A 22,273-nucleotide genomic window follows, 5' to 3' on the forward strand; every position below is an offset into this window, starting at 1 on the left:
GAGGGGCTAGGCGCTGGAGCTGGATCATTCTCAAAGTCGAAGAATATTAGCCTAAAATATTATAAAGGAGGGTATGGATGGTTAAGAAGTTTAGTTTCCTGCTATTATCTATCATTCTTATTTTCGGAGCCTTCCTGCCACAAGGAAAAAGTATTGCTGCAACCGGGACGGTAACCGTTTCTTCTGATTCGGTGAATGTACGGGGCGGCCCTGGATTAAGCTATCCACTTGTAAAAGTTGCCAAGCGAGGCGAGAAATATTCAATTGTAAAAGAAAAAGACGATTGGATTGAAATTGAGTTGTCTTTTGGCAATACCGGCTGGGTTGTTAATTGGCTGGTTACAAAGGAAAACATGCAAAAACCATCCAGTACTACTACATCCAGTGGTTCTAAAGGAACGATTGCAAAGGCTAATACCGATCAATTAAGAATTCGTTCAGGTCCTGGGACAAGCTTCCGTATTGTCGGTTTCTTAATTAGAGGGCAAGAAGTGAGTATCCTAGACAAAAATGAAAACTGGTATAAGGTTTCTTCCTCTTTTGGTGAAGGTTGGGTTACGAGGGATTTTTTAGTCTTAAAAAACGAACCTGCAGTTCAGCCTAAAGCTACTAGCAAACAAACAAATTCTGGCATAGTAAATGCGGACACCCTTAATATTCGAAAAGAACCGTCTGCAACTGGAACTGTTATTGGAAAGCTCACAAAAGGAACGATTGTATCCATCTATTCTAAAGAAAAGAATTGGCTTGAAATTGGATTTGCCAATTTAAAAGGCTGGGTAAGTGCAGAATTTGTTGACACTGATGCAAAAACAGGGAAGGATACATCTAAGAACGAACCAATCGGCATGAATGGAACAGTCACTGCCAACAGTCTAAGTGTTCGCTCAGGATCATCCTTAAATGCAGTCATTATCGGAACTGTAACAGGGGGACAAAGCTTTTCGATCCTAGAAGAGAATAACAATTGGGCAAAAATAGAATATAAATCTGGCAAATTCGGATGGGTTGCCGGATGGTACCTTGAGAAATCTAAAGCAGCCACCCAATCTGGACAAGCTGGCAAGGATCGTATCGTTACCATCTTACATAATGGAACAAATATCCGAGCATCAGCAAATGTACAAGCCGATGTGATCGAACGGGCAAATGAAGGTACTTCCTATCCTGTTCAAAATGTTGTGAATGATTGGTATCAAATCAAATTGAAGAATGGCAAAACGGGATATGTAGCAGGTTGGATTGTTTCTATCAACAATTCCAAGACGCAGATTGAGAAATCAGGTGCAGAAGGTTATCTTAAAAATAAAACAATTGTTTTAGACCCTGGACATGGCGGCGGTGATAACGGCACTACAGGAGCAAGCGGAACACTAGAGAAGGAATTGACACTACGGACAGCTCGATTGTTATATGATAAATTAAGAGCTGCAGGGGCAAATGTCTATTTAACCAGAAATAGTGATTCCTTTATTCCTCTCTCTTCTCGTGTAAGTACTGCCCATTCCTACAATGCCGATGCTTTCATCAGCCTCCATTACGACAGTAATTTAGATCGTAGTGTACGTGGGATGACTGGTTATTACTATCATAACTATCAAAAATCACTTGCTGATACTCTTTATGCGTCCACTGTAGCACAAACAAAACTAAAAGATCGTGGAGTACGATTTGGTGATTTCCATGTTGTTCGAGAGAATAATCAAAAAGCTGTGTTAATGGAGCTTGGATATTTAAGTAATCCTGAGGAAGAAATGACAGTGAAATCAGGTGTATTCCAAGAAAATGCGGCATCAGGTTTATTTAACGGTCTAGCTAGATTTTTCAAAGAAAATTAGAAAAAGCTTGGCACAGAATTTTGTGCCAAGCTTTTCTTATGCTTTACTTTCAACGATCAATGTCACTGGACCATCATTGACTAATTCTACATCCATCATGGCACCAAAAACACCCGTCTCGACATGGATGCCTTTTTCACGGAGCAGTTTGTTAAACGCTTCGTAAAGCTCAACTGCCTGCTCTGGTTTTGCAGCTTCCATAAAGTTAGGTCTTCTACCCTTTCGGCAATCTCCATATAAGGTAAATTGCGAAACAGAAAGAATCTCTCCCCCAACATCTAATAAAGAATAATTCATCTTTTCATCTGCATCTTCAAAAATTCTAAGGTTTGCAATTTTGTCAGCTAAGTAGGCAGCATCCTCTGGCTTGTCGTCGTGTGTGACACCTACTAGCAGAACCAGCCCTTTGTTGATTTGCCCCGTCACTTTTCCTTCAACGGTGACCTTGGCCGCTTTGCTCCGTTGAACAACTACTCTCATGATAAACTCCTTAATTCATAATTCGGCGAACCGAATAAATATCTGGGATTTGCTTAATTCGATCGACTACCTTTTGCAGGTGGCTGACATTGTGAATTGCGATAGACATAATAATGGTAGCCATTTTATTACGATCAGATTTTCCTGTTACAGCTGAGATATTTGTTTTTGTCTCATTAACAGCTTGTAGAACCTCATTCAGCAGACCTCTACGATCATACCCGCTAATTTCAATATCTACATTATATTCCTTCCGGTCATTCAAGGATGATTCCCACTCTACCGGAATTAATCTAGACTGGGCATCATTGGAATCTATATTCGTACAATCAGAGCGGTGTACAGAAACACCACGCCCTTTTGTAATAAAGCCAACAATTTCATCACCTGGTACTGGATTACAGCATCTGGACAAACGGATTAACAAATTATCAATTCCTTGTACTCGAACGCCTGATTCGCGTTTTTTTGTTGAAGGAAATGATTTTAAATCCGTAATCGCGTTGGCAATGCTCGCCGACTGTTCCTTGTCACGCTTTTTACGCCATTTTTCTGTTAAACGGTTTGCTACTTGTAAAGCAGTGACGCCGTTATAACCAACCGCTGCATACATATCCTCTTCATTAGCAAAATTAAACTTCTCTGCGACTTTTTTCAGATTATCTAGGGTTAAGATTTCCTTAATGTCGAACTCCATTTGACGGATTTCTTTTTCAACTAACTCTTTACCTTTGTCAACATTTTCGTCGCGGCGTTGCTTCTTAAAGAACGCACGAATCTTATTTTTCGCTTGAGAGGTTTGTGCCAATTTCAACCAATCCTGACTTGGTCCGTAGGAATGTTTGGAGGTAAGAATTTCAATGATATCACCCGTTTTTAGACGATAATCCAAGGTCACCATCTTGCCGTTTACTTTTGCCCCGATCGTTTTATTCCCTATTTCAGAGTGAATACGATAGGCAAAATCAATCGGAACAGAGCCTGAAGGCAATTCAATAACATCACCTTTTGGAGTAAACACAAAAACCATATCTGAGAACAAGTCAATTTTTAACGATTCCATAAACTCTTCAGCATTTGCGGTATCATTCTGGAATTCAAGGATTTCCCTGAACCATGTTAACTTTTGTTCAAAAGTAGAGCTATCACTAATCGCTTTTCCTTCTTTGTATGCCCAGTGAGCCGCAACCCCGAACTCAGCAATGCGGTGCATCTCATACGTTCTGATTTGGACTTCAAGCGGGTCACCCTTTGGCCCAATAACCGTTGTATGCAATGATTGATACATATTTGGCTTTGGCATCGCTATATAATCTTTAAAACGGCCAGGCATTGGCTTCCAGCACGTGTGAATGATTCCTAGGACCGCATAGCAATCCTTAATGCTATTGACTACGATTCGAACGGCCAGTAAATCATAAATTTCGCTGAATTGCTTATTTTGCAAAGCCATCTTTCGATAAATGCTGTAGATGTGCTTCGGTCGGCCTGACAGCTCTGCTTTAATGGAAACTTCACCCATACGGTTTTTTACTTCAACGATAACATCCTCTAAATATTGCTCCCGTTCCGCACGTTTCTTTTTCATTAAGTTAACAATCCGATAATATTGCTGCGGATTTAAATATCTTAATGCGGTATCCTCCAACTCCCACTTAATTTTAGAAATACCAAGACGATGTGCTAAAGGTGCAAAAATTTCAAGTGTTTCATTTGAAATCCGACGTTGTTTTTCCAGAGGAAGATGCTTTAGAGTCCGCATATTATGCAAACGGTCAGCAAGCTTAATAAGAATGACACGGATGTCTTGAGCCATAGCTACAAACATTTTCCGGTGGTTTTCGGCCTGCTGTTCCTCGTGCGATTTATATTTAATTTTCCCTAATTTTGTTACACCGTCGACAAGCATCGCTACTTCGCCGTTGAAAGCTACTTCAATATCCTTTAAGGACACATTTGTATCTTCAACAACGTCATGAAGAAAACCCGCTGCTACCGTTGCAGGATCCATCTCTAGGTCAGCTAATATTCCAGCTACCTGTATGGGATGAATAATGTACGGTTCCCCTGATTTTCTATATTGTTCACGGTGAGCATGTTTGGCGAATTCATACGCCTTCCTAACTAACGCAACATGCTCCTCATTTAAATAGTTGCGGGTCTTGTCGATGACTTGGTCGGCAGTTAACACTTGATCATTCGCCATGAAATCACCTTTATTTTCATCTCATTTTATTTATTCAATGTTCTTCGTATAAAATTGTTACTAAATTAGAATGATTGTTTCTATTATCAGAAAAAATCATGAAGATGTAAAGAGATTGAAAGCTTTTTTCCAAAATTTAAAGAAATATGTCGAAAAAAATGAAGCGGAAGCTCCGATATTATATAAAGAGAGCACTCGTTTTCGGAGTGCCCTCTAGCAGGTTTAATAGTGCATTAGTGTTAAAATATCATAACCGTCGAGTTTTTTACGTCCATCTAAGTAACTTAACTCAACTAAGAAAGCGATACCAGCAACAACTCCACCAAGCTGTTCCACTAATTGGATGGTTGCTTCAATCGTGCCGCCTGTCGCTAACAAATCATCTGTGATTAATACACGCTGGCCAGGTTTAATAGCATCTTGATGGATCGTTAGAACATCTTTACCATATTCAAGGCCATAGCTTACTTTTATTGTTTCCCTAGGTAATTTACCTTCTTTACGAACAGGGGCAAACCCCAAACCAAGTGAATAAGCCACAGGACAACCAATAATAAATCCACGAGCTTCAGGTCCCACAATCAGGTCGATTTGTCTTTCTTTTGCATATTCAACGATTTTGTCTGTTGCATATCTATATGCATCACCATTATTCATTAAAGGGGTAATGTCTTTAAATTTAATTCCTGGCTTAGGCCAATCAGGCACAATTGTAATAAATTCCTTTAAATCCATTCTTTAATTGCCTCCTCAGTCTCAACTGACTCATGAATCATTTGATCGAACCAGTTTTTTAATTCCTGGAAGGATGAAAACAATAAATCCTTTTCAAGAGCGTACTGTTTCTGTTTGATTTGATAAGTTCTTGAGTCAGTTAATTCACGCTTTTGCGCTTGGTTATTTAAAGTGATAAATCCATTGTTTATTGTAACAAAATCCAGTTCAGAAAACACCTTTGACATAAAGATAATTGTTTCCTGCGACCAACCACGGTGCTTGGCAATGACATCCCCGTGACGATTAATGTCTAATGGTCCTTTTTTTAACAAGTATCCATAGAACCATTTAAAATGATCACGAGTCGGTACAGTACTGAAAAAATCACTGGATTCTTTATAAAAATAGGCGTAAATCCTTGCCGGCTGTTTCCCTTTGAACAAATCAGAAAGAATTTCCTTTGATGGTGGGAAATCCACTAGGACGATGTTAGCATGATGTCCGTCAAAGGCTTCTGCTTCTTCTTTAGTGTGAATAAAGGTGGTGTCCGGCAGGAAGCTTGCGTTTATTTTATCAAGATGCTCCTTATTGAACACAATTAGCTTTCTGTTTTCGGAAGGTACCGTTTGGGCGATATGGTTGATTCGCTTTTGCCCGCGATAGTCAAATAACTGCCACGATTCAACTGCTAAATCGTGGATAAAGATTTGTGGTTTACGTATATTGTTCCATTCATTAATAGATAATTCTCCAATTAATGAAATTTTTGAGGCAGGAGAGATTTGATCTACTAAAGCTCCTAAACCAAAGCCAATCCCATCTAGATTGGAACCATCTTCATTTACCAAAACCTTTAAATGATTTTGTTCACTGCCAATTTTTCTCATACTGGCAATATCAACATTATTAATTAAAACTTTTGGTTTGGGGTTGTCCATCCCAAAAGGAGAAAGTAAATTCATTTCATCTAATGAAGATAGATGAACATCTTCAAGACGAACTTTTTCGTCTAGATAGGTTACCGGGATAAGGTGCTCATCCGATAGCTGTTCTTGTGCAAGGCTATTAAGCCGCTCTCGAAGGTCAGCTACATTTTCAAGATCTAAAGTCATTCCAGCAGCCATTGGATGTCCGCCAAAATGAGGCAGAATCTCTCTACATGTCGATAAATTTTTAAATAGGTCAAAGCCTTCAATACTCCGGGCTGAACCTTTTGCAATGCCCTTTTCTGAGTCAAAGCTTAAAATAATTGTTGGACGATAATATCTATCAACCAGTCTGGATGCAACAATTCCTACTACACCTGCATTCCAGCCTTCCTTCCCAATGACAAGGACTTTATTGGTGTCAACCGGGTAATTTTTTTCAACGATTTCAATTGCTTCAGCAGTGATTTCATTTACGATGGATTGCCTTGTCTTGTTCAAAGCATCCATTTCTATCGCTAGCTGTTGCGCTTCTTCAGGATCATCTGTCAGAATCAATTGAACTGCCATATCGGCATCTTCTAATCTCCCAACTGCATTAATCCGCGGTGCGAGTGTAAAACCTATCGTTTCCTCATTAATAGCTGAAGGGTCTACTCCAGCTAATTTAAAAATAGCTTTAAGACCAACATTTTTCGTTACTTTCAGCTTTTCTAAGCCCTTTTTAGCAATGAGGCGGTTTTCATCTGTTAAGGATACTAAGTCGGCAATCGTACCAATGACGGCAATTTCAAATAAATGCTCCGGCACTTCACCATACAATGCATGGGCAAGTTTAAATGCAACCCCTACACCAGCCAGTTCCCGAAATGGATAAATGCTATCGGGCAGCTTCGGATGAATGATTGCGAGGGCTTCTGGTAGAACAGGACCCGGCTCATGGTGATCCGTAATAATAAGGTCCATACCAAGCTCTTTTGCTATCGACGCTTCATGCACAGCTGATATTCCTGTATCCACAGTTATAATTAAGTTTATTCCAGATTCCGCAGCATGACGGAATGCACGTTCATTCGGTCCATATCCCTCTGTAAAACGATTCGGGATATAAAATTGTACATTTGCACCAAGGTCACGCAGTGTCATCATTAACACCGAGGTGCTGCTTACACCATCCGCGTCATAGTCGCCGAAAATAAGAATAGGCTCTTGTTTTTCAATCGCATCACGAATTCTATTAACCGCGATATCCATTCCTTTTAAGAGAAAAGGATCATGAAATTCTTCCTTACCAAATAAAAAATACCGTGCAGATTCTACGGTATCTAAACCACGATTGACAAGTAGTGACGCAACTAGAGGTGTTATCTTCAATTCATTTTCCAGTTGTTTAACTAGATGGTCATCAGATCTACGAACAATCCATCTTGTTTTCGACTTTAACATACGTGTGTTCACCCCTCAGACTTTACTATTATACAGGAGGAACAACTCTGTTTCAATCAAAAGAAAAAACCGCAGATGGTCTGCGGTTTTTAAATGATTAAACTTGTGGTTGATCAGAGTATTTTCTCTTTTCTTTCACTGTTTTAATGACGCCTTTTTTATTCAATTCTCTAGATTTAAACACAACCCATAAAGAAGCTGCAATAAATACTGAAGAATAGACACCTACAATTAATCCTACAAACAAAGCAATATTGAAGTTACGAATGGATTCTCCACCAAATATCATCATTGCTACAACTGTAATTAAAACAGTTAATACTGTGTTAAAGGAGCGAGTTAATGTTTGGCGAATACTTACATTCACAACATCAGCAATGTCTTGAAATGTTTTTAAGCGTTTTTTCTTATGCATGTTTTCACGCATACGGTCAAATGTAACAATGGTATCGTTAATCGAGTAACCAACAATCGTAAGAACAGCTGCGATAAATGTTAAATCCACTTCAAGTCTCGTAATACTAAAGAAGGCAACCATAAAGAATGCATCATGCAGTAACGAAGCAATCGCAGCAATCGCCATAGCTAGTTCAAAGCGAATGCTAACATAAATAATAATTCCAATTGAAGCAATTAGCAGTGCAATAAGTGCGTTCTTGGCCAATTCTTTACCAACTGTAGGAGAAACGGTACTAACGTTTGGCTCAGAACCAAATTCCTTTTTAAAATCAGATTTCAACTTGGCAATTTCATCTTTTGATAAAACACCAATCATTCTAGCAGCGCCGATTTCCTTTTTGTTGCCAGAGATAACGACATCATCAGGTTTCAAGTCATGCTTTTCAAAAGCACTTTCTACTTTTTCTACAGTAAGTGGTTTATCAGATAATACTTCTACACGTGTACCACTTGAAAAGTCAATTGAAAGATTCAAACGGAAAACTAAAAGTATAATCACACCTGCAGTAAGAAGAACACCTGATAAAATGAAGAACTTCTTACGATTCTTAACAAAATCGATTTTGTCAAATCGAGTCGGAAGATCTAACGTATCATAGTTTTCAGCAATATTTTTAATATCAGACTGTTTAACACCAAACCAGCTTGGTTTCTTTTTAAAGATTCCACTGTGAACCCATAGGCCGAGCAATAATCGTGAACCATAAACAGCGGTTAAGAAACTCATTAGGATACTGACAATTAACATCGTCGCAAAGCCTTTTACAGAGCTTGTCCCATAGAAGAAAAGGACCCCAGCTGTGAGGATCGTTGTCAGGTTTGAGTCGAGAATCGATGTAAATGCATTTTTTTCACCAGCTTGGAAAGCTGATTTAATAGATTTACCAACCTTTAATTCTTCCTTGATTCGCTCATAGGTAATAATATTGGCATCAACGGCCATACCGACCCCGAGAATAATTGCGGCAATCCCCGGCAGAGTTAGGACTCCATTCATCCAATCAAAAATTAACAAAACTAAATAAATATAAATGGATAATGTAATAGTAGCGACGAAGCCAGGGAAACGATAATAGAAAATCATAAACAGGTAAATGATCGCAATACCAATGATTCCTGCTAAAATCGTATCATTTAATGCTTGCTCACCAAACTTTGCTCCTACAGAAGTGGAATACACTTCCTTAAGCTTGACTGGTAATGAACCTGCATTTAATAGCGAAGCCAATGTTTTAGCTTCTTCAGAAGTGAAGCTGCCGACAATGGAAACTGAATCTTGGTTAAATATTTGTTTTACTGTTGGAGCTGACAAATATGTTGGATTTGGTTTTGTTACTTCATTTTTAAAGGAATCTTTTCCTTCTTGAAAATCAAGCCAAATAACTAGGACGTTATTTGGAGCCATATTCATAATTTCTTCCGATACTTTTCTGAACTTGTCTGCGCTCTTTAACGATAGAGAAACACTTGGTGCTCCGTTTTCGTCAAATGTCTGCTTAGCTCCACCCTGCTTTAAGTCTGACCCATCCATCATTAGACGGTCATTGGCATCACGGAAGGTTAGATTCGCTTGTGTTGACAGAATTTCCCGTGCCTTGTTTTGATCCTTAACACCAGCCAGCTGAACACGAATCCGATTATTTCCTTCAATTTGAATACTCGGTTCACTTACACCCAGAACATTAATACGTTTGTCCAGTGCTTCAGCAGTACTAGCCAATACTTCCTTGTCAATCTTTTGACCCTTCTTCGCTGGCTTAACCTCGTACAATACCTCAAATCCACCTTGAAGGTCTAGCCCAAGCTTTATATTGTTTAAAATGTTCTTTGCTGTTGCTCCCATTGTGCTTCCAATAATCAGGACCACAAGAAAGAAAGCAATAATTCTACTACGTTTTACCATTATGTATTGTTCCTCCTTAGTGCATGTGCATTCGCACTGTTACATAAAAACCATTATAAGCCTTATATAAAAATAACAATAAAGTCACTGCTACCATTATGGAATAACTAAGAAAAGCTGTCAATTTGAAAAACGTGGGATTATTTTAATAACTCTTTCAATTCATTTTCATCTTCAAAAGAAAATTCAACAGTTTTATATGCCTCAATGGTTGCATAGCTCATATAATCACTTACTCTCACAGAAAGAATTTCTTGGATAATCTCGTAGAGCTTCATTTCAACCTTTAATTTTTTCCACTTCTTCTTTATTAGGAAATTCCAAAGCTCATTCTCCGATACAGAATCATATCCAAGCAAGTCAAATTCCGAAAGTTTACTTGCCAATGCGGGTTGTACTTGGATACGAAACTGGTCGTATACGTGACTATTATCCATTCAAACTGCCCCCCTGGGGAAAACCCCCGATTAATTGAACCTTGCAAAAAGCTCTTACTACTTGTCATGCTTTGTCCACCCTTAGGCATATAGTTAATTGTATATGAATTCTTCTTTTTTGAGAAGGTGGGAATCAGCATGTCGAAGTTTTTAAAAGGGACATTTATCCTATTAATTGCAGGATTAATTACAAGGGTGCTTGGTTTTATTTATCGAATCGTTCTAGCGCGCAGCATTGGTGAGGAAGGCGTCGGTTTATATATGATGGCATATCCCACATTTATTCTTGTGGTGACAATTACACAACTCGGGCTTCCAGTAGCTATCTCTAAAAATATTGCAGAGGCAGAGGCGAGACGGGATTATGCGGAAATAAAAAAAATACTTGTAGTCTCCCTTGCGATAACCATTGGATTATCGATTATTATCACACCTGCTTTGATTTTACTTGCGCCATTTCTATCCACAACGCTTTTTACCGACCCAAGAACGTATTATCCACTAATGGCGATTGCGCCAGCACTACCTATTATTGCGGTCTCTTCTGTTTTAAGAGGATACTTTCAGGGACGCCAAAACATGCGTCCGTCAGCCATCTCTCAAGTATTAGAACAATTTGTAAGAATCACCATCATCGCAACAGCAACAAAAACATTCCTGCCCTATGGAGTTGAATACGCTGCAGCGGCAGCAATGGGAGCTTCTGTTTTAGGGGAATTACTGTCACTAATTTATCTTTTAACTATGTTTAAATTAAAAAAACGATTTAAGCTTAGAAAGAATTTCTTTCAATTTATCCATAAGGGAAAACGAACCTATAAGGATTTAATGGAGATTGCAATTCCTACTATGGGTAGCCGAATGATTGGTTCGATTGCATGGTTCTTTGAACCGATTGTAGTAGCACATAGTTTAGCTCTTGCAGGGGTAGTTGCCGTGAATGCAACGAAACAATATGGTGCCTTAACCGGCTATGCCATGCCCTTGTTGATGCTTCCTTCATTTGTTACCTTTTCATTAGCTACTTCCCTTGTTCCAGCAATCAGTGAGGCAAATTCAAATAATAACCATAAATTAATTGAGTATCGCCTCCAGCAAGCATTAAGGTTTGTTTTTTTAACAGGAGGACTTGCTGTGATTGTCCTTTACGTACTCGCAGACCCGCTCATGCAGCTTATGTACGGTTCTGCGAAGGGATCTTACTTCATTCAGATTATGGCACCATTTTTCCTTTTTTATTACTATCAGGGCCCATTACAAGCCGTACTCCAAGCATTAAATCTTGCAAGAGCAGCAATGATTAATAGTTTAATTGGAGCGGTGGTTAAAACAGCGGTCATTTTTGTACTCGCTTCCCAGCCTACCTTTGGCATTACCGGGGCAGCACTAGGAATTATCGTTGGCTTTGTCCTTGTTACGGGTCTACATTTCGCGACAGTTCTAAAGAAGGTTTCATTTTCCTTTTATATCCGGGACTATGTAAAGGGGTTCATAGCAATGGGAGTAGCTGCTTGGTGTGGATACTGGCTCTTCGAAAATATCCTATTAGAGACACACTTGGTGGTACGTGTCGCTAACGCAGCCTTTTCCATGACCCTTTCCTATTCAATCCTGCTTCTCATTTTTGGTTTAATCAAAAAGGATGAGCTAAAACGGATTCCGTGGATTGGAAAGTTTATTACAATATAAAAACAGAAGAGGTTGACCCAATATAAAGGGTCAGCCTCTTCTTAGTCTTCATCCTGTAAGTCAATATAAAATTCTCCATTCTCATAACTACAAAAGGAAATTTTCTTAACATCACGGAATCCTTTTTTCTTCAGTTCTTGGCGCAGCCATAAATTAGTCTTATTAATCCTTTTTAAATTTTCTTCTTCAATTGTCCCATCTAAAATTAATGGGACAGTAATATCCCCCTGCTTTTGCTGTTCATTACTATTCTTTAATTTTTCAATTACCGACAAACTACCAGAGGATTCTAATATCGCAAATTCCACATCCGCAATGCTGCGAATATCTTTCTCCCTTAACTGGGTCATTAAATCATCAAAATTGTATCGTTGCTTCCGCATTGCATTTTCATCAATTTTTCCTCTATTGATAATAATGCTCGGTTGACCATCGACCAGGTCACGAAACTTTTTACTTTTCAGTGAAATTAGAGCGAGGGTAATTTGAATGATCATCAATAAAACCATCGGGATCACCGAGTGAATTAGTGGGTCCTTTGTATTCTCAATGGCAATAACCGCCATTTCACCAATCATGATAAAAACAACTAGATCTAGGATGCTTAACTCACCAATTTCCCTTTTGCCCATTAATCTAAAAATAACAATGATTAATAAATACAAAAATAAGGTCCGAAAAATGATTCCTAAATAAACGTCCACAATGTTTTCTCCCCTTTTTTAGTCGTATTCATTGTTTGCATTTTTGGAAAAAAAATAAGGAGAATTATTTTCCAACGCTTTTAAAATAAGGAAAATCATAAAATTTTAATTCTACTTTTCTTCTTCCACGAATACGCTTGTACTAGGTAAAAAACTGTTTCTAAGGCCTGAGACTTTTACCAAGTAGAGAGTCTGGCCTAAGGCAACTGAAGGAGGAGAGCTAAAATCGAATCAAAAAGCTTTGGTACATCCATTTTGTACGGATTAATTTTTATCTTTGCCTTTGCCGTGATTTCAAGCCTTGTTTTTGCGTTTATTCTAAGGTATACCTCCGCTAAAGAAGGATCACTTCAATATGTAATTACGGCCTTATCCTTTATCGGGCTTTTTGGAGGAGGATTCCTATCAGGAGGAAAGCGGAAAGAAAAAGGCTGGCTAATTGGGGGATTAACTGGTCTAATTTACTCCATTGTTGTTTTCTTATTTCAATACCTAGGCTATGATCGTCTATTTAGCGCAGAGCAAGTCATTTATCATACCTGCTATACACTCATCGCCATGATGGGTGGAATTTTAGGGGTTAATATTTCAACTGGCAATACAAGATCTGCGTAACCACAAATGAAAAAAGGAAGCCATTTTGTAAACGGCTTCCTTTTTGTGTACGATTATTTCGTTAAGCTAACGCTTCCTTCACCAGCTTCAGTGACTTCACGAATAGCAGAACGATCATATGTAAGACGGCTGCCGTCTCCACACTTAATGACTACTTTATTATCATCGATTGAGTCAACAAAACCGTGTAATCCACCAATCGTAACGATTTTATCACCTTTTTTCAATTCGCTTTGCATGTTCGCAACCGCTTTTTGACGCTTTTGCTGTGGGCGAATTAATAGGAAATAAAATAACACAAACATTAATATTAATGGAATGATTGTACTAATTCCTTGCATCTTGTTTCCCTCCTTTCAAAAAGGTTCTATTAGAAATTTTTCGCGTTCGGTTTATTAAAACCATAACGTTCAAAAAACTCTTCGCGGAAATCACCAAGCCTGTCTTCCATGATGGCTTGTCTGACCTGCTCCATTAATCTTAACAGAAAATAAAGATTATGGTAAGACGTTAAACGAATTCCGAATGTTTCATCACATTTAATCAAGTGGCGAATATAGGCTCTACTATAATTTCGGCAAGTATAGCAATCACAATTTTCATCCAGCGGTCCAAAATCTCTAGCGAATTGTGCATTTTTCACAACAAGTCTACCCGTACTTGTCATTAAGGTACCATTTCTGGCTATCCGGGTTGGCAATACGCAATCAAACATATCAATACCACGAATAGAGCCATCAATTAATGAATCTGGTGAACCCACACCCATTAAATACCTTGGTTTATCCGATGGTAAAAGCGGAGTTGTGAACTCAAGCACACGATTCATCACGTCTTTTGGTTCCCCAACCGATAAACCACCAACAGCATAACCAGGGAAATCAAGTGAAGTAAGATCTTTGGCACTTTGCTTACGTAGTTCCTCAAATTCTCCACCCTGTACGATTCCAAATAATCCTTGATCTTGCGGACGCTGGTGGGCATTTAAGCAACGTTCAGCCCATCTCGAAGTACGCTCGACTGATTTCTTCATATACTCAAAGGTAGCAGGAAATGGCGGGCACTCATCAAATGCCATCATAATATCTGAACCGAGGGCATTTTGGATTTCCATCGCTTTTTCAGGGGAAAGGAATAGTTTTTCCCCGCTCATGTGATTCCTAAAATGAACCCCTTCTTCCTCAATCTTTCGGAACTCACTTAAACTGAAAACCTGAAAACCGCCGGAATCTGTTAAAATAGCCCGGTCCCAGTTCATAAACTTATGAAGACCTCCAGCATCCCTAATGATCTCATGTCCGGGTCTTAACCAAAGGTGATAGGTATTACTTAAAATAATCCCGGCACCCATTTCTTTTAAATCTTCAGGTGACATGGTTTTCACGGTTGCAAGTGTTCCAACCGGCATAAAAGCTGGTGTATCAAACGAGCCGTGCGGTGTGTGTACCCTTCCAAGGCGGGCTCCCGTTTGTTTACATGTTTTAATTAACTCATAACGAATTGCAGTCAATTTTTTATCTCCTTCCGTGTGCATAAACTTAGATGAGTAGCATTGCATCTCCAAAACTGAAGAAACGATAGCGTTCTGAAACAGCTGTCTCATAGGCATGCAAAATATTCTCTCTACCAGCTAATGCACTAACAAGCATAATCAAGGTTGATTTAGGTAGATGGAAGTTAGTAATCATCCCATCGATGGCCTTAAAGGTATAACCTGGGTAAATAAAGATATTCGTCCAGCCACTACCTTCAACAAATCGACCATCATTTGCAGACGCGATGGTCTCCAATGTCCTTGTTGAGGTAGTTCCGACTGATATAATCCTTCCCCCATTGCTTCTTACTTCATTTAGTAATCGGGCGGTTCCATCTGTCATCATGTAAAATTCAGAATGCATATCATGCTCCAACACATCCTCGACATTTACAGGACGGAAGGTCCCAAGCCCCACATGAAGCGTAATAAACGCAATGTGGACACCTTTTTCTCTTATTTCGTCTAATAAGCTTTCTGTAAAATGAAGGCCAGCTGTTGGGGCTGCTGCCGATCCAGGTTCACGGGCAAATACCGTTTGATATCTTTCCCGATCGTCGAGCTGTTCTTTTATGTATGGCGGCAACGGCATTTCACCTAATTGATCAAGGACCTCGTAGAAAATACCTTCGTATTTGAATTCCAATACTCTTCCACCATGTTCAGAGGTAGCTGTACAAACAGCGGAAAGAAGACCGTCACCAAAGTCGATAACTGTTCCTTCTTTTACTCTTTTTGCTGGTTTTACTAGTGTTTCCCACCGGTCACCTTCCAGTTGTTTTAACAGGAGGACTTCAATTTTAGCGCCGGTATCTGTTTTAACACCAAAAAGGCGTGCTGGCAATACCCTTGTGTCATTTAAGACAAGGCAATCCCCTTCACGCAGATACTCCGTAATATGTTTGAATACTTCATGTTTGATTTCGCCTGTTTGCTTATTTAAGACCATTAATCGGCTGTCTGTCCGATTAATTAACGGAACTTGTGCGATTAATTCTTCAGGCAAATAAAAATCAAATAAATCTACTTTCATATTATGACATCCCTAATCTGTTTAAAATGAGTTACCTATTATTGAGTCGGTACTTCCATACCAAAGTGCTGGTAGACTGCTGATGTGACCATTCTGCCTCTAGGGGTTCTCTGTAGAAAACCAATTTGGAGCAGGTATGGTTCATATACGTCTTCAATGGTTTCTGATTCTTCACCAATCGAAGCAGCAATGGTATCAAGGCCTACTGGGCCTCCGCGAAATCTTTCGATAATCCCTTTTAGTAATTTGTGATCTATGTGATCAAGGCCAAGCCGATCTACCTGAAGCAGCTCCAATGCTTCTCTAGCAAGAAGTAGGTTTATTGTACCATTACCCTTTACTTGAGCAAAATCCCGCACCCTTCTAAGGAGGCGGTTTGCAATCCTAGGGGTTCCTCTGGATCTTCTAGCAATTTCTGCTGCGGAAGGCTCGTCTATTTCTGTTTCGAACAATTCAGCTGTACGTAAAACAATGTTTTTAAGCTGGTCTTCCTTATAATACTCGAGCCTGCTTAAAACTCCAAATCGATCGCGTAATGGAGCCGATAAAGACCCTGCCCTTGTTGTCGCCCCCACCAGGGTAAATGGAGGAAGGTCAAGGCGAACAGAGCGTGCACTAGGACCTTTACCAATCACGATATCAAGGCAAAAATCCTCCATCGCTGGATACAAAACCTCTTCAATCGTCCGCGGCAGTCGATGGATTTCATCTATAAATAGCACATCCCCAGGCTCAAGTGCAGTCAGAATGGCTGCAAGGTCTCCAGGTCTCTCGATGGCAGGTCCAGCAGTGGTTCGAATGTTTACGCCCATCTCATTGGCGATAATCACGGCCAGTGTCGTCTTCCCTAAACCTGGAGGTCCATAAAGGAGAACATGGTCTAAGGTTTCCTTCCGAAGCTTGGCTGCCTTAATAAAAATTTCTAGATTTTCCTTTACCTGATTCTGCCCTATATATTGCCTCAAGGTTTGCGGCCTCAAGCTTTGTTCAATACTTTTTTCACTCTCATTCACTTCACTTGAAATAATTCGCTCTTCCATCCATCATCACCACCTATTTTAAAAGCCGCTTCAGTGCATTTTTAATGTATTGGTCTGTTGACAGTTGTTCTTTTCTTAATTCAGGTGAAATCTTTTTAATTTCCTTTTCTGAATAACCGAGAGCCTTCAAAGCAAGAATAGCTTCTTCAAAAGCAGAATTGGTTTCTTCTGTATGTATCTGAAGTTGATCTGCATTAAATAAATTTGGGAAGAAGTCTGGAACGATATCCTGTAATTTCCCTTTTAAATCAAGGATCATTTGACGGGCTGTCTTTTTACCTACACCAGGAAATTTCACAAGGAAACTTTCATCCTCATTTTCAATTGCTGTTACCACTTGCTGCACTTCACCTGAAGCAAGAATCGCAAGTGCTCCTTTGGGACCGATTCCTGATACATTTAATAATTTAGTAAATAGCCTTTTTTCTTCTCTAGTTTCAAACCCGTAAAGGGCCATAATATCTTCGCGTACATAATGATACGTGTAGACAGTAACCATTGTCTCCAATTTTCCAGAATAAATAAACGGATTGGGTGTAGAGATTTGATAGCCAATCCCATTATTTTCCACCACAATATATTCTGGACTAATAAATTCAATAGTCCCTTTTATAAATTCATACAATACCATTCTCTCCTCTAGTTTCCTGTTGCTCTCATATGCACTGTCTTCCATTTTAACATAAGAATGAAACGGAATTGAAGAAAATAGGTTAGAGAAAGAAAAAATCAGGCTGAATGCTACTCAGTCTGATTGAAAAAGAACTATTCTTTTTTTATAGAATACGGCTTAAAGGTTTCTAACACTTCAACATAATGATCCTTTGATATAATAGGTATTCCTTGTATTAATTCTTCTTGTGTTTTACTTTCTAACTTCCTTATATCTATTTGAAAAAAGGATTGTATGATTTTTGAACGGTCGGGTCTACCATTAAAAATGGTCAATACCCCGTCTTCAGTGATTCCAAAAAAGCCATTTGCTTTTAAAAGTGGGGAGATATCATCTACTGGTCTTCTAAAAACCATAGTAGACTCATCCATATCAACCAACTGCCACTGGTCATATTTTGCCCAAAAGTTTTCCATTGACCAGCAAGTCTCTTGAACTACCTCTTGACTAAGTTCACCATCTAAATAGACTCTTTCTAAAATCACCGTCATGTGCAGTGGTTCTTTCTTCTGTTGATTTTGTGGGGGTTCCTGTTGTGCAGCGGAGCCTGTGATTCCCGGTGCCCAGCCACTAAACATGAAGAGAGTAACAGCAAAAACGGCTAATCCAAACCGGTACATTGCTATCCAAGTGAACCTCATGCTCCTCACCTCTTATTGTTAAAAATTGAACATAATCTACATTCCTAGTTTAGCCTTTAATTACCTTTTTATCCGTCCTATACTTTTTCACATAAAAAGAGCAAAGCCTGAAGCTTTGCTCTTTCCATTATTGTCCCCATTTATGAGGTTGACTATCGTTATGTTTGTTGCGATCGCGCCCCAAGGTTCCCTCATCTGTTAACACTGTAACATTTCTTCCCTTTGTGTAAGGCTTAACGGCATTTTTTATAGCTCTTTTTGTTTCGGCTGCCTTGTTGTTGTCAGCTAATTTTACTGAAACAATCACCGTATTCCCATAGGCTACTGACCGTACGTCCTGTACATTATTAACAGATGCGACCTTCCTTCTGATTTTTGCCGTCACATTATCTTGGAAATCAGAATCGGTAGCTACGCCAGTGTTTCCAGCATTTTTACTTAAATGACCATGATAGTTCATATCACTGGTACTGAATCGATTATCACGTTGAAAAAAATTCCGATCCTTTGTTGCTAAAGGTTTTGTCGGATTGGTTGGATTGCCATTTTCATCCCTATTCTGAAGAATCTTTCTGTTATGCTCAGTTGCCAGTTGGTCTTCTTCCCCAAGCGTATGATCCATTATTTCTGTTACCCCACCATCATTATCACCAAATAGATTATCTTGGGATGGATGGTTTTCATTGGAGTAGTATCCCATCGGCTGTGCTATGTTATTTTTCCCATTAACTCCTGCACGATTATTATCACCAGTACATCCTGCCAGCCCAATGGTCATTATGGCTGAAAGAGGAATAATCCACTGTTTCTTATTCAAGCGAAAAACCCCCTAAATATAACATCCTGAGATTGGCCCTTGTTTCTGAGTCCATCTCATTTATAGGGTGTTATTTTATAGGGAATTTCATTCTGACAAAATCATTTATCTATTTCCTGAATATGGTCAACAAATCTTTTTCTTGCATAATACTGTTTAATCGATAAATCGATTACTTGCTTTAATTTAACAGAATCAGTGTACGATTTTTCTCTAATTAACCGGTTCCATTCCCGAAAAATATCCGCTGGAAAGGCTAGTGCATACAGAAAAGCCTCTTCATGAGCATACTTTTCCATTTGGTTAAGCCTGGTAAGCTTTTCAAACGACCAATCCATTGAAGGAAGAATTCGGTTTGCGTATTGTAAATAATCAAAAGCAGGGGGACCAATGCAGATTAAATCAAAATCAATTAAATGCAAACTCCCCATGTGATCGCGTAAGAAATTATGATGTGCTACATCACCGTGTAAAATCACCAAGGGATCCTTGAAAAATTGATGATACCTTTTTTCCATGCCTGCAAGAGACCATTTGGCCCAAGAAACCATATCCGCTAAGACCAGTTCATTGATAAAATACTTTATGAAGGGAAAATTTGCGGTGAACATATTTAACCGATCTGTCCACTTATCAAGTAGATGTCCTTTAGGAAGCAAGGTACGATATCTAGCCTCAAAGAGACTGGTGGTTTGATGAAATTGTTCTATAAGCTCAAGTCCTTCTTGACGATTCTTTTCAGTACGGAAAGAAAAAGCTGTTTTATGTGGTAGCAGATATTCAATACATCCAAAATAAGTCCCTTCAAAAAATAGTTGTTCCTTTATAGGGGGAGTTAAAAAGGAATAAGTTTTTGAAAATCCTTCCTTTTTCAGTGTATCTGTAAAGACTTCTTGAAGTCTAAGTCTGCTATTGGTGGAATAGCCTTTTATAATGTAAGTATTTTGCTCTGTTTTCAAAAAAATAACGGTTTTTCGAAGCGGTACAAACTGGGTAATTTTTTCATAAAACTGGGACTGAAAATAAGAGAAGAGACGATTATAATAATCATCGTCTCCTTTTTTGTTAGCTGACATATTAATTACTTTCATCACGGTAACCAGGCATACCGTATGGAGCGCTTCCTGCTACTCCCATTCCATATGGATTCATATATGGTGGCTGAGCGGCATTCATTGGACCTGTATATGGTGCACTGTAAATTGGTGGAGTGGGTGGGACAAATGTTGACGGCATAGCTGCAGGAGCACTTTCAGCCGCCGGCATGGCGCCCATATAAGGTGTTGGAATTGGACCGCCACAACCGCAGTCACCCATTCCACCTGTACCTACCGGAAGTCCTTGAGTCGGATAAGGGTTTTGCATGTAAGGCATTTGACCGCCTGCAACAGGCATCATCATTTCTGGTGATTCAAAATCAGTTACCCCATATGGGTTCATACCGCCCATTTGTGGATAGCCATAAGTCATTTGACCACCCATACCGTAAGGATTTGTCATTCCTGGATTTCCGTACATCGTTCCAGGCAACATTGGAGCTGCTTGCATGGATTCTCCCGGGTTCTGTGATGGCATTGTAGTCGGAGCGGCACCCATTGGCATTTGTTGACCCATTCCGGCTGGCATCTGGCCGTAGCCCATTGGCATTTGACCCATTCCTGTTGGCATCTGGCCATAGCCTGCTGGCATTTGATCCATCCCTGTTGGCATCTGACCATAGCCTACTGGCATTTGATCCATTCCTGTTGGCATCTGACCATAGCCTGCTGGCATTTGATCCATTCCTGTTGGCATTTGACCATAGCCTGCTGGCATTTGACCCATTCCTGTTGGCATCTGACCATAGCCTGCTGGCATTTGATCCATTCCTGTTGGCATCTGGCCATAGCCTGCTGGCATTTGACCGAATGCCGCTGGATCCATGTAAGGATTTTGCATCTGCTGCTGGAATCCTGGGTTTTGGGCACCCATCATTGCTCCTGGGTTGTATGCTGGATTCATGACAGGCAATTGCGGCATAAAGGATGATGATTCATCATCATGGAAGTACGGTCCTGCCATGCCAGGTGCAAAACCTGTCATCGGAGCTACGCCTGGAGATCCTGGAACCATCCCTGGAGCAGGCATACCCATTCCCTGCATTTGCGGATATGGCATCATTGGCATCGTCGGGAATCCACCAAATGGTGGGCAAAAACCCGGACCTGGCATGATTGGTGTCATAGGAACACATTGTTCTTGAACCGGCATTTCTGCAACTGGAGCTTCAACTGGTGGAGGAGCAGGAACAAGGTTCTCTTTCATTGGCATCTCTTTCATTGGCACTTCTTTTATAGGCATTTCTTTCTTCGGAACCTCTTTTACTTCTGGAAGGATATTTGCTGGTTTAGGCGGCAGCTGGGGTTGCTGAACCGTCATATTTTGCATATTCATCATGTAATAATTGTTAATATCAATTTCTGGGACGATTTGTAGAGGCATTTTTGGAGTATAAGGTGTTTTTGGTACTTCTTTTACAATTGGTTTTTCTTTGGCAATTGGTATTTCTTTTTTTGGTGCTTCTTTTACAATTGGTGCTTCAACCATCGGCATTGGCACAGGTTTCTCTTTGACGAACGGATGCTCAGCAATCGGCTTTTCTTTCTTTACACCTAAATTGATTGTTGTTTCCGGTTTTGTTCCCATAGGGGCTTCTTTCTTTATGCTTCCACCTGTTGTTGGAACTTTTATTTTCATACCGGGCATAATCATATCAGGGTTGCTGAGCTGTGAATTAAGCTTCTTCAGCTCTTCAAAATTCACGCCGTACTTCTTGGCGATCTTCCAAAGAGTATCCCCTTTCTGTACGATATGGATCTTCACTCTGATTTCCCTCCTATGCATAAGTCCATATAGTGTATGTGAAAATGGGCAAAGTGCTATCATTCTTCAAAAAAACTTATGCTGTTTTTTGAAAAAATATGTATAAGGTCGAAAGAAAGGACAAACACCTTGTTTTTTGCCACATGTATAAGGCACCATAATCTGTCTGTTAATTTCCGCTCCAGGAGCTTCGCTTTCCGTGGGTGTTTCGGCGAGCCTCCTCGGCGCTAGCGCCTGCGGGGTCTCCCCTGAA

General features: G+C 39.7%; 19 protein-coding genes and 1 pseudogene. 3 read left to right on the forward strand and 17 right to left on the reverse strand.

Annotated elements, in window-relative coordinates; all coding sequences use genetic code 11:
* Positions 1-77: 77 nt before the first annotated feature.
* Complete coding sequence (locus ABES03_RS23665; protein ID WP_430121315.1) at positions 78-1,838, forward strand: SH3 domain-containing protein; 1,761 nt, start codon at positions 78-80, stop codon at positions 1,836-1,838.
* Between the two features lie 36 nt (positions 1,839-1,874).
* Here the strand turns inward: ABES03_RS23665 and dtd are convergent, their stop codons facing one another.
* The 6 genes from dtd to ABES03_RS23695 all read right to left on the reverse strand — a co-directional run bounded on the left by dtd (position 1,875) and on the right by ABES03_RS23695 (position 10,412).
* Positions 1,875-2,318, reverse strand: coding sequence for a D-aminoacyl-tRNA deacylase (gene dtd, locus ABES03_RS23670; RefSeq protein WP_430121317.1), 444 nt, complete (start codon positions 2,316-2,318; stop codon positions 1,875-1,877).
* Between the two features lie 10 nt (positions 2,319-2,328).
* Positions 2,329-4,524, reverse strand: a complete 2,196-nt coding sequence (locus ABES03_RS23675) for a RelA/SpoT family protein (protein WP_430121319.1) — start codon at positions 4,522-4,524, stop codon at positions 2,329-2,331.
* 222 nt (positions 4,525-4,746) lie between these two features.
* Positions 4,747-5,259, reverse strand: a complete 513-nt coding sequence (locus ABES03_RS23680; RefSeq protein ID WP_430121321.1) for an adenine phosphoribosyltransferase — start codon at positions 5,257-5,259, stop codon at positions 4,747-4,749.
* The gene (gene recJ, locus ABES03_RS23685; protein ID WP_430121323.1) at positions 5,250-7,613 is read right to left on the reverse strand and encodes a single-stranded-DNA-specific exonuclease RecJ; all 2,364 of its coding nucleotides are present in this window, start codon (positions 7,611-7,613) and stop codon (positions 5,250-5,252) included. The genes ABES03_RS23680 and recJ overlap by 10 nt, the downstream gene beginning before the upstream one ends.
* A gap of 97 nt (positions 7,614-7,710) precedes the next feature.
* The gene (gene secDF / locus ABES03_RS23690) at positions 7,711-9,975 is read right to left on the reverse strand and encodes a protein translocase subunit SecDF (RefSeq protein ID WP_430121324.1); all 2,265 of its coding nucleotides are present in this window, start codon (positions 9,973-9,975) and stop codon (positions 7,711-7,713) included.
* 140 nt (positions 9,976-10,115) lie between these two features.
* Positions 10,116-10,412: a post-transcriptional regulator gene (locus ABES03_RS23695; RefSeq protein ID WP_430121326.1), complete on the reverse strand. Its 297-nt coding sequence runs from the start codon at positions 10,410-10,412 to the stop codon at positions 10,116-10,118.
* Between the two features lie 138 nt (positions 10,413-10,550).
* Here ABES03_RS23695 and spoVB point away from each other — a divergent pair, with 138 nt between their 5' ends.
* Entirely contained in the window at positions 10,551-12,101 is a 1,551-nt protein-coding gene (gene spoVB / locus ABES03_RS23700; protein ID WP_430121328.1) for a stage V sporulation protein B, read from the forward strand.
* 41 nt (positions 12,102-12,142) lie between these two features.
* On the opposite strand, the gene ABES03_RS23705 is transcribed toward spoVB, so the two are convergent.
* Positions 12,143-12,805 carry a DUF421 domain-containing protein gene (locus ABES03_RS23705; RefSeq protein WP_430121330.1) on the reverse strand — a complete coding sequence of 221 codons (663 nt, stop codon included), beginning with the start codon at positions 12,803-12,805 and terminating at the stop codon, positions 12,143-12,145.
* 255 nt (positions 12,806-13,060) lie between these two features.
* Here ABES03_RS23705 and ABES03_RS23710 point away from each other — a divergent pair, with 255 nt between their 5' ends.
* A complete protein-coding gene (locus tag ABES03_RS23710) occupies positions 13,061-13,420 on the forward strand; it encodes a TIGR04086 family membrane protein (RefSeq protein ID WP_430121332.1) in 360 nt (119 codons plus the stop codon).
* A gap of 53 nt (positions 13,421-13,473) precedes the next feature.
* Here the strand turns inward: ABES03_RS23710 and yajC are convergent, their stop codons facing one another.
* The 10 genes and pseudogenes from yajC to ABES03_RS23760 all read right to left on the reverse strand — a co-directional run.
* Positions 13,474-13,761, reverse strand: a complete 288-nt coding sequence (gene yajC / locus ABES03_RS23715) for a preprotein translocase subunit YajC (RefSeq protein ID WP_430121334.1) — start codon at positions 13,759-13,761, stop codon at positions 13,474-13,476.
* Between the two features lie 29 nt (positions 13,762-13,790).
* A complete protein-coding gene (gene tgt, locus ABES03_RS23720; protein ID WP_430121336.1) occupies positions 13,791-14,930 on the reverse strand; it encodes a tRNA guanosine(34) transglycosylase Tgt in 1,140 nt (379 codons plus the stop codon).
* 28 nt (positions 14,931-14,958) lie between these two features.
* On the reverse strand, positions 14,959-15,987 hold the full coding sequence (gene queA, locus ABES03_RS23725; RefSeq protein WP_430121337.1) for a tRNA preQ1(34) S-adenosylmethionine ribosyltransferase-isomerase QueA: 1,029 nt from the start codon (positions 15,985-15,987) through the stop codon (positions 14,959-14,961).
* A gap of 38 nt (positions 15,988-16,025) precedes the next feature.
* Positions 16,026-17,027 (reverse strand): Holliday junction branch migration DNA helicase RuvB, encoded by a 1,002-nt coding sequence (gene ruvB / locus ABES03_RS23730; protein ID WP_430121339.1) that lies wholly within the window; start codon positions 17,025-17,027, stop codon positions 16,026-16,028.
* A gap of 13 nt (positions 17,028-17,040) precedes the next feature.
* On the reverse strand, positions 17,041-17,652 hold the full coding sequence (gene ruvA, locus ABES03_RS23735) for a Holliday junction branch migration protein RuvA (protein WP_430121341.1): 612 nt from the start codon (positions 17,650-17,652) through the stop codon (positions 17,041-17,043).
* A 140-nt stretch (positions 17,653-17,792) separates the two neighbouring features.
* Positions 17,793-18,341 carry a BofC C-terminal domain-containing protein gene (locus tag ABES03_RS23740; RefSeq protein WP_430121343.1) on the reverse strand — a complete coding sequence of 183 codons (549 nt, stop codon included), beginning with the start codon at positions 18,339-18,341 and terminating at the stop codon, positions 17,793-17,795.
* A 127-nt stretch (positions 18,342-18,468) separates the two neighbouring features.
* On the reverse strand, positions 18,469-19,158 hold the full coding sequence (locus ABES03_RS23745) for a YhcN/YlaJ family sporulation lipoprotein (protein ID WP_430121345.1): 690 nt from the start codon (positions 19,156-19,158) through the stop codon (positions 18,469-18,471).
* A gap of 101 nt (positions 19,159-19,259) precedes the next feature.
* On the reverse strand, positions 19,260-20,234 hold the full coding sequence (locus ABES03_RS23750; RefSeq protein WP_430121347.1) for a phosphotransferase: 975 nt from the start codon (positions 20,232-20,234) through the stop codon (positions 19,260-19,262).
* Position 20,235: 1 nt separating this feature from the next.
* Entirely contained in the window at positions 20,236-22,020 is a 1,785-nt protein-coding gene (gene safA / locus ABES03_RS23755) for a SafA/ExsA family spore coat assembly protein (RefSeq protein ID WP_430121348.1), read from the reverse strand.
* A gap of 66 nt (positions 22,021-22,086) precedes the next feature.
* Positions 22,087-22,273 (reverse strand): annotated as a pseudogene (locus tag ABES03_RS23760) (hypothetical protein); the annotation flags it as partial.

Source organism: Neobacillus rhizosphaerae (assembly GCF_050477885.1).
Taxonomy (GTDB): domain Bacteria; phylum Bacillota; class Bacilli; order Bacillales; family Cytobacillaceae; genus Neobacillus; species Neobacillus rhizosphaerae_A.

Bases quoted from the DNA above. Each gene is read 5' to 3' on its own strand.
- ABES03_RS23665 (WP_430121315.1), top strand. From the start codon at position 78: ATGGTTAAGAAGTTTAGTTTCCTGCTATTATCTATCATTCTTATTTTC.
- dtd (WP_430121317.1), bottom strand. From the start codon at position 2,318: ATGAGAGTAGTTGTTCAACGGAGCAAAGCGGCCAAGGTCACCGTTGAA.
- ABES03_RS23675 (WP_430121319.1), bottom strand. From the start codon at position 4,524: ATGGCGAATGATCAAGTGTTAACTGCCGACCAAGTCATCGACAAGACC.
- ABES03_RS23680 (WP_430121321.1), bottom strand. From the start codon at position 5,259: ATGGATTTAAAGGAATTTATTACAATTGTGCCTGATTGGCCTAAGCCA.
- recJ (WP_430121323.1), bottom strand. From the start codon at position 7,613: ATGTTAAAGTCGAAAACAAGATGGATTGTTCGTAGATCTGATGACCAT.
- secDF (WP_430121324.1), bottom strand. From the start codon at position 9,975: ATGGTAAAACGTAGTAGAATTATTGCTTTCTTTCTTGTGGTCCTGATT.
- ABES03_RS23695 (WP_430121326.1), bottom strand. From the start codon at position 10,412: ATGGATAATAGTCACGTATACGACCAGTTTCGTATCCAAGTACAACCC.
- spoVB (WP_430121328.1), top strand. From the start codon at position 10,551: ATGTCGAAGTTTTTAAAAGGGACATTTATCCTATTAATTGCAGGATTA.
- yajC (WP_430121334.1), bottom strand. From the start codon at position 13,761: ATGCAAGGAATTAGTACAATCATTCCATTAATATTAATGTTTGTGTTA.
- queA (WP_430121337.1), bottom strand. From the start codon at position 15,987: ATGAAAGTAGATTTATTTGATTTTTATTTGCCTGAAGAATTAATCGCA.
- ruvB (WP_430121339.1), bottom strand. From the start codon at position 17,027: ATGGAAGAGCGAATTATTTCAAGTGAAGTGAATGAGAGTGAAAAAAGT.
- ABES03_RS23740 (WP_430121343.1), bottom strand. From the start codon at position 18,341: ATGAGGTTCACTTGGATAGCAATGTACCGGTTTGGATTAGCCGTTTTT.
- ABES03_RS23750 (WP_430121347.1), bottom strand. From the start codon at position 20,234: ATGTCAGCTAACAAAAAAGGAGACGATGATTATTATAATCGTCTCTTC.